The following is a 6,378-nucleotide window of genomic DNA, read 5'->3' as shown; positions in this document are numbered from 1 at the left end:
CGAATCGGTCCGGCAGGCCTGGGCGGACCCGACGGCCAGCCGCGAGTACGTGCTGGCGCACGCCCAGATGTACGTCCTGCCCGCCCTGGTGATGTACGCGGTGTTCGTGCTGCGCCCGCTCGTCCTGACGCTGCAGTACTCGCTCTACGACTGGAACGGCATCGGGGTGGCCCGCTGGGTTGGCCTGGACAACTACCTCACCGTGTTCACCGACAGCGACCTGCTGAAGATCATCGGCAACGCGATCGTCCTGATCGTCTTCTTCAGCTTCATCCCCGTCACGCTCGGGCTGTTGGTGGCGAGCATGGTGCGCCGGATCACCACCGGCGCGTTCGGCACCGTGGTCCGGACCATCCTGTTCCTGCCGCAGGTCATCCCCCTGGTGGCGGCGGGCATCGCGTGGAGTTGGCTGCTCTCGTCGAACGGTCTGGTCAACCAGGCGCTGCGCGCGGTCGGGTTGGGTGGCGTCGCCCGCGCCTGGCTCGGCGACTTCGACACGGCGTTGCCCGCCGTGGGTGTCATCGGGGCCTGGGTCCTGCTCGGCCTCTGCACGATCCTGCTGGTCACCGGCATGAGCAAGATCGATCCAGCGCTGTACGAAGCCGCCCGCCTGGACGGTGCCGGTCCGGTCCGCGAGTTTCTCGCCGTGACCCTGCCCAGCCTGCGCCAGGAGATCGGTGTCTGCCTCACCGTCACGATCATCGCGGCGCTGGCGAGCTTCGACATCGTCTACATCTCGACGAGCGGCGGCCCCGGCCTCCAGACCACCGTGCCGGGCCTGGAGATCTACCGGCTGGCCTTCTCGCAGCGGCAGGTGGGGCTCGCCTCGGCGCTCGCCGTCGTGCTGATGCTGCTGGTGCTGGCGTGTGTCCTACCGATCCAGCGTCTGAGCCGAGGGGAGAAGCCGTGAACCTGAGCCGCCGCGAACAGGTGACCGGCCGCGTCTTCCTGATCGCCCTGATCGTGGTCACCCTGCTGCCGTTCGTCAGCATGCTGTCGGCGGCGCTGCAGCCCCGTGGCACCGTGCCCAACGGGCTCGAGTGGCCGTCCGACCCGCAGTGGGGCAACTTCGCCGACGCCTTCACCGCCGCGAACATGGGTGCCCTGCTCCGCTCCAGCCTGCTCATCGTGGCCGGTGTCGTGCCGGTGTCGGTGCTCATCGCGACCATGGCCGGCTTCGGGCTCGGTCAGCTCCGGGTGCCCGGCGGTCGATTCGTCTTCGGCCTCTTCCTGCTGGGTCTGACCCTGCCCTTCGAGGCCGTGGTCACACCGCTCTATTACCAGATGCAGGACCTCGGTCTGCTCAACACGCGCTGGGCCATCATCCTGCCGCTGATCGGGCTGTACATGCCGTTCGCGGTGTTCTGGATGCGGGCGCACTTCACCAACGTGCCGGTCGAGTTGTCCGAGGCGGCCCGAGTGGACGGCAGCAGCACGTGGCAGTTGTTCTGGCGGGTCCAGGTGCCGCTCGCCCGGCCGGCGATCGCCTCGCTGACGATCCTGATGTTCCTCTGGACGTGGAACCAGTTCCTCCTCGCCATCGTCCTCGTCGACGACGCCACCAAACGCACGATGGCCGGCGCGCTCGGCGCGTTCCAGGGCCAGTGGGGCACCGATCTGGTGCTGCTGTGTGCCGGGTCGCTGTTGATTCTCACCCCGACCCTCATCGTGTTCCTGATCTTCCAGCGACAGTTCATCAAGGCCCTGATCCAGGGGTCAGTGAAGGGGTAGGCAGTGGTCTCACAGCCACAGATCCACGGCGACGTCGACGAGCGCTACGGCCGCGTCGCCGACGTCTTCCGCGACAACTTCACCTCCCAGGGCGAGGTCGGCGCCGCGGTCACCGTCTACGTGCGGGGCCGCAGGGTCGTCGACCTGTACGGCGGCGTGGCCGACACCCGTACCGGGCGGCCCTGGGAGGCGCACACGCCGGCAGTCGTCTTCTCCTGCACCAAGGGGATCCTGGCGATCTGCGCCTACCTGCTGGTCCAACAGGGCCGGCTCGACCTCGACGCCCCCGTGACGCGCTACTGGCCGGAGTTCGGCCAGCACGGCAAGGCGCACATTCCGGTGCGCTGGCTGTTCACCCACCAGGCCGGTCTGCCCGCGCTGGACCGCACCCTGACCCTCGACGAGGTCCTGGCGTGGGATCCGGTCGTCGAGGCGATCGAGGCGCAGGCGCCGCTGTGGGAGCCGGGCACCGCGCACGGCTACCACTCGATGACGTACGGCTGGCTGGTCGGCGAGGTGATCCATCGTGTCACCGGCCAGCTTCCCGGCGCGTTCTTCGCCGACACCCTCGCGGACCCGCTCGGCCTGCGTACCTGGCTGGGGCTTCCGGCGGCCGAGAGCGACACCGTGGCCTGGGACCTGGCACCGCCCCCGGACCCCGACCCGTTCGTGGACCCGGTCGCCGAGCGGGGCATCACCATGGGGGGCGCTTTCGCCTTCCCGGCCGACGCCGACGGACTGGTGAGCTTCAACGACGACGCCATCCGGGCCGCCGGCGTGCCCGGCGCGGGCGCGGTGAGCACCGCCGACGGCCTCGCCCGCCTCTACGCGGCCTGTGTGTCGGAGATCGAGGGTGGGCCGCTGTTCACCACCGCTTCGGTGGACGACGCGGTCGTCGTCCGGTCGCGCGGTCAGCAGCGACACGGCCCGCCGGACACCGGCCAGCGCTGGGGTACGGGCTTCCTGCTGCACTCGCCACCGGCCCGACCCCTGCTCGGTGAGCGCAGCTTCGGCCACGACGGCGCGGGCGGCAACCTGGCCTTTGCCGACGCCGAGCACCAGGTGGGTTTCGGCTACGTGGTCAACCAGATGCGCGGAATGGGCGACGAGCGCGCCAACCGCCTCACCGCAGCCGTCCACGCCTGCCTCACCACCTGACCCCACCCACCCCCACCCCGGCCCCCTCGGTTGATCATGAAGTTGTTGCCTCGACACGCCGTGGCCGATGGCAACAACTTCATGATCACCGGGGGAGGGGGTGGGGTGGGGGTGTTGGGGGATCAGGGCTTGGACTGGTTGAGCAGCCAGCGCAGGATGTTGGCGTCCTCGTAGGTCGGCCCGAACGCCGCGTGGTAGTCCGGCAACGAGAATGCGGAGTCGGCGTACTCGGTGTAGCGCACCAGGTCGGCGGCCTGCTCCGGCGTCCTGCCCCGGGCGGCGTACGCCTGCCGCAGCTCGGCCGTGGAGTTGCGGGCGCCCGAGACGTTGAGCAGGTGGTCGTGCTCACCGTGCGTGATCCACACCGGCACCTCGGCCGCAGCGATGGCGGTCGCCTGGGTGGCGTTGACCGGGAATCCACCCGTCACCAACCCGCCGGCGAACAGGTCCGGCCGCTTGGCGAACGCCTCCCAGAGCAGCTGGGAACCGTACGACACCGTGGTCGCGTACACCCGACGGGTGTCCACCGCGAACGTGTCGACGAACTGGTCGAGCAGCTTGACCAGCAGGTCCGCCTCGGCGACCCCGCCGACCCGCTGGTGCTGGGGCGCAAGGACGATGACGTCCTCGGTGCTGCCGGTCCAGGTCGGTTGGAGCCACGCGGTTGCCGGAATGTCGGCGGCGAGCTGCACGCCGAGGTTGTCGCCGTCCCAGCCCATTCCGTGGCCGGGCAGGACGACCATCAGGGGGTACGTGCGGCCCGGCTGGTAGTTCTTCGGCAGGTGGTAGTGGTACGGCAGCACCATTCCGCCACTGAGGAACGAGCCGTAGGTGAACTCGTCGACGAGGTGGTTCACCGGCTTCTCGGTGACCGGGCGGGACTCACGCGGGGTGGCCCGCGCGAGCAGCGGCCCCTTGCCGGACCCGCGGCCGGGCTGGCCGTGGACGTCCTTGCGCTGCACGACCCGGGTCGGCAGGTCGGGGTTGACCTTCACGGTGCAGAGGAAGGTCGGGCACTTGGAGACGATGACCGTCGAGCCGCCGGTGTCCGCGGGGTCGAGTTCGACGATGACGTACCTGCCCGGCGCCGAGCGGTGGTCGGCACGGGTGCCCGGGGTCCCGTTGGTGTAGGTGTGGGTGACGGTCCGGTCGGCGAGCTTCGGCAGGTCCTCGATGGGGTTGAAGCGGAAGTTGTAGATGGTGTCGGTCACCGAGAACGTGGCGGTGTCGAGGGTGCGGGGGTTCACGGTGGCCCGGTACTCGATCGCCACCGCCGAGACCTTCTGGCCGTACGTGTGGACGGTGGTGATCGGGGTGATGCTGCGGATTCCGTCCGCGGCGCCCGGGCTGCCGTACGCCGTGCCGGAGGCGGCGGTCAGGACGAGGGTGGCGGTGAGTGGGATCAGTCCTCTTCGCAGTCTCATGCGGGTCCTTTCTCGGGGTGGTGCGCTCGGTCAGCGACCGTGTCCGGGGCCGGGAGTGGGGACGGGTCGAGGCGAATCGGCCGCTAAACTGATTTAGCAGAGCATCGATGGCCGGCTCGGCGGTGTCAATACCGAGCACTGCAACAAACCTGCAAGCGTCAGCTATTGCCCCCAGGGAAACCGCTTTCCTACGATTGCGTTACATCGATGTTTACCTTTACGGGCGGGAGAGCAGGTGGCCCGCTCGCAGCGCACCCCTGCCTTGACCAGGGTGTAAGAGACCGCAATGGCGTCATGGCAATTTATTGCCGTCAATCTTTGAAGACGCCCGTCGGCAGGTGCGGCCGCGACGGCCATCGGACGAGGCCCGGGACCAGACGAACGCGAAGGTGAGGCGACATGAGACGAGCAGTCGTGTTGCGACGTCAGGCGGTGGTAGCCGCCGCGGCCGTGGTGACCGCGGTCGGAGTGGCCCTGCCGACCCCGCAGGCATCGGCGGCGGTCGGCAGTGCCACCGGCTATGCCACCCAGAACGGCGGAACGACCGGAGGCGCGGGTGGGCAGACGGTACGGGCCAGCACGGGCACGGCGATCCACGCGGCGCTGTGCGGTCGGACCAGCAGCAGCACCCCGATCACCATCGAGGTCTCCGGGACCATCAACCACGGCAACACCAGCAAGGTGTCGGGGTCGAGCTGCAACACCGCGGCGGGCGTGATCGAGCTCAAGCAGATCAGCAACGTCACCATCGTCGGCGTCGGCAGCGGTGCCGTCTTCGACCAGCTCGGCATCCACATCCGCGATTCCAGCAACATCATCATCCAGAACGTGACGGTGCGGAACGTCAAGAAGTCGGGCTCACCCACCTCCAACGGTGGGGACGCCATCGGCATGGAGAGCACGGTCCGCAACGTCTGGGTCGACCACGTCACCCTGGAGGCCTCGGGCGGGGAGTCCGAGGGGTACGACGGCCTCTTCGACATGAAGGACAACACGCAGTACGTGACGCTGTCCTACAGCATCCTGCGCAACTCCGGTCGGGGTGGCCTCGTCGGGTCGAGTGAGAGCGACCTGTCGAACGGCTTCATCACGTACCACCACAACCTCTACGAGAACATCGACTCCCGTACGCCGCTGCTGCGGGGCGGTGTCGCCCACATCTACAACAACCACTACGTGAGCCTGCACGAGTCCGGCATCAACTCCCGGGCCGGGGCCAGGGCCAAGGTCGAGAACAACTACTTCCGCGACTCGAAGGACGTGCTCGGCACGTTCTACACCGACGAGCGCGGCTACTGGCAGGTCGCCGGCAACGTCTTCGACAACGTGACCTGGTCCAGTGCCGGCAGCGAGAACTACCCCGCCGGCCCCAACCCGACATCCACCACCACGGTCAGCATCCCGTACGGGTACCGCCTCGACGGGGCGAGCTGCGTGCCGGACGTCGTCCGTCAGACGGTCGGCGCAAACACGGGCCTCAGGGTGTCGGACGGCAGTTGCTCGCCGCAGACCCCGCCGCCGACCACGCCCCCGCCGACCACGCCGCCGCCCACCACGCCCCCGCCCACCACGCCCCCGCCCACCGGTGGGACCAACCTCAGCCTCGGCGCCGGCGCCGACGGCTCCAGCAAGGCCAGCGGGACCAGCTACGGCAACGTGCGCGACGGCAACCTGAGCACCTGGTGGTCGCCGGCCGGGTCGACCGGCACGATCTCGATCAAGTGGGGCTCCGCGACCCGGGTGTCCCGGGTGGTGATCAGGGAGCCGTCCGGCACCCAGGGCTCCATCGGCTCCTGGCAGCTGATCAACAACGACAACGGGGCCGTGTTGGCCGCCGGCAGCGGGGCGGGTTCGATCACCTTCTCTGCGACGGCAATGAGCAAGATCAACTTCAAGATCAACAGCTCCAGCGGTACGCCCCGGGTCGGCGAGTTCGAGACGTACGCCAGCTAGACCAGCACGTCCTGACCCTGACCGGCGCCGCGGGCGCGGCGGAGGTGCGGTGCCGCGGGTGTCGTTCGCGCGGCTGGCCGCATGCACGATCTGTCGGACCCCGGCAGGGTGC

The 6,378-nt window shown here is 69.0% G+C and carries 5 protein-coding genes; 4 read left to right on the top strand and 1 reads right to left on the bottom strand.

The annotated features are described in order from the left end of the window. Positions 1 to 67: 67 nt before the first annotated feature. The 3 genes from AB0C15_RS26865 to AB0C15_RS26855 are packed head-to-tail and all read left to right on the top strand — an operon-like array spanning position 68 to position 2,889. The gene (locus tag AB0C15_RS26865; RefSeq protein WP_357356431.1) at positions 68 to 910 is read left to right on the top strand and encodes a sugar ABC transporter permease; all 843 of its coding nucleotides are present in this window, start codon (positions 68 to 70) and stop codon (positions 908 to 910) included. Next, positions 907 to 1,731, top strand: coding sequence for a carbohydrate ABC transporter permease (locus AB0C15_RS26860; RefSeq protein WP_130399986.1), 825 nt, complete (start codon positions 907 to 909; stop codon positions 1,729 to 1,731). The genes AB0C15_RS26865 and AB0C15_RS26860 overlap by 4 nt, the downstream gene beginning before the upstream one ends. Before the next feature lie 3 nt (positions 1,732 to 1,734). Next, the gene (locus tag AB0C15_RS26855) at positions 1,735 to 2,889 is read left to right on the top strand and encodes a serine hydrolase domain-containing protein (RefSeq protein ID WP_357356427.1); all 1,155 of its coding nucleotides are present in this window, start codon (positions 1,735 to 1,737) and stop codon (positions 2,887 to 2,889) included. A 122-nt stretch (positions 2,890 to 3,011) separates the two neighbouring features. Here AB0C15_RS26855 and AB0C15_RS26850 read toward each other — a convergent pair whose 3' ends face one another. Continuing rightward, the gene (locus tag AB0C15_RS26850; RefSeq protein ID WP_357356425.1) at positions 3,012 to 4,313 is read right to left on the bottom strand and encodes a hypothetical protein; all 1,302 of its coding nucleotides are present in this window, start codon (positions 4,311 to 4,313) and stop codon (positions 3,012 to 3,014) included. Positions 4,314 to 4,712: 399 nt separating this feature from the next. Here AB0C15_RS26850 and AB0C15_RS26845 point away from each other — a divergent pair, with 399 nt between their 5' ends. Beyond that, a complete protein-coding gene (locus AB0C15_RS26845) occupies positions 4,713 to 6,266 on the top strand; it encodes a pectate lyase (protein WP_357356423.1) in 1,554 nt (517 codons plus the stop codon). Positions 6,267 to 6,378: the final 112 nt, after the last annotated feature.

The sequence above is a fragment of the Micromonospora sp. NPDC048835 genome, assembly GCF_040649995.1.
GTDB lineage: Bacteria > Actinomycetota > Actinomycetes > Mycobacteriales > Micromonosporaceae > Micromonospora.
Note: the sequence above shows the minus strand (reverse complement) of the source record. Positions and strands in the feature narration are given on the sequence as shown.

Bases quoted from the DNA above. Each gene is read 5' to 3' on its own strand.
- AB0C15_RS26850 (WP_357356425.1), bottom strand. From the start codon at position 4,313: ATGAGACTGCGAAGAGGACTGATCCCACTCACCGCCACCCTCGTCCTG.
- AB0C15_RS26845 (WP_357356423.1), top strand. From the start codon at position 4,713: ATGAGACGAGCAGTCGTGTTGCGACGTCAGGCGGTGGTAGCCGCCGCG.
- AB0C15_RS26865 (WP_357356431.1), top strand. From the start codon at position 68: ATGTACGTCCTGCCCGCCCTGGTGATGTACGCGGTGTTCGTGCTGCGC.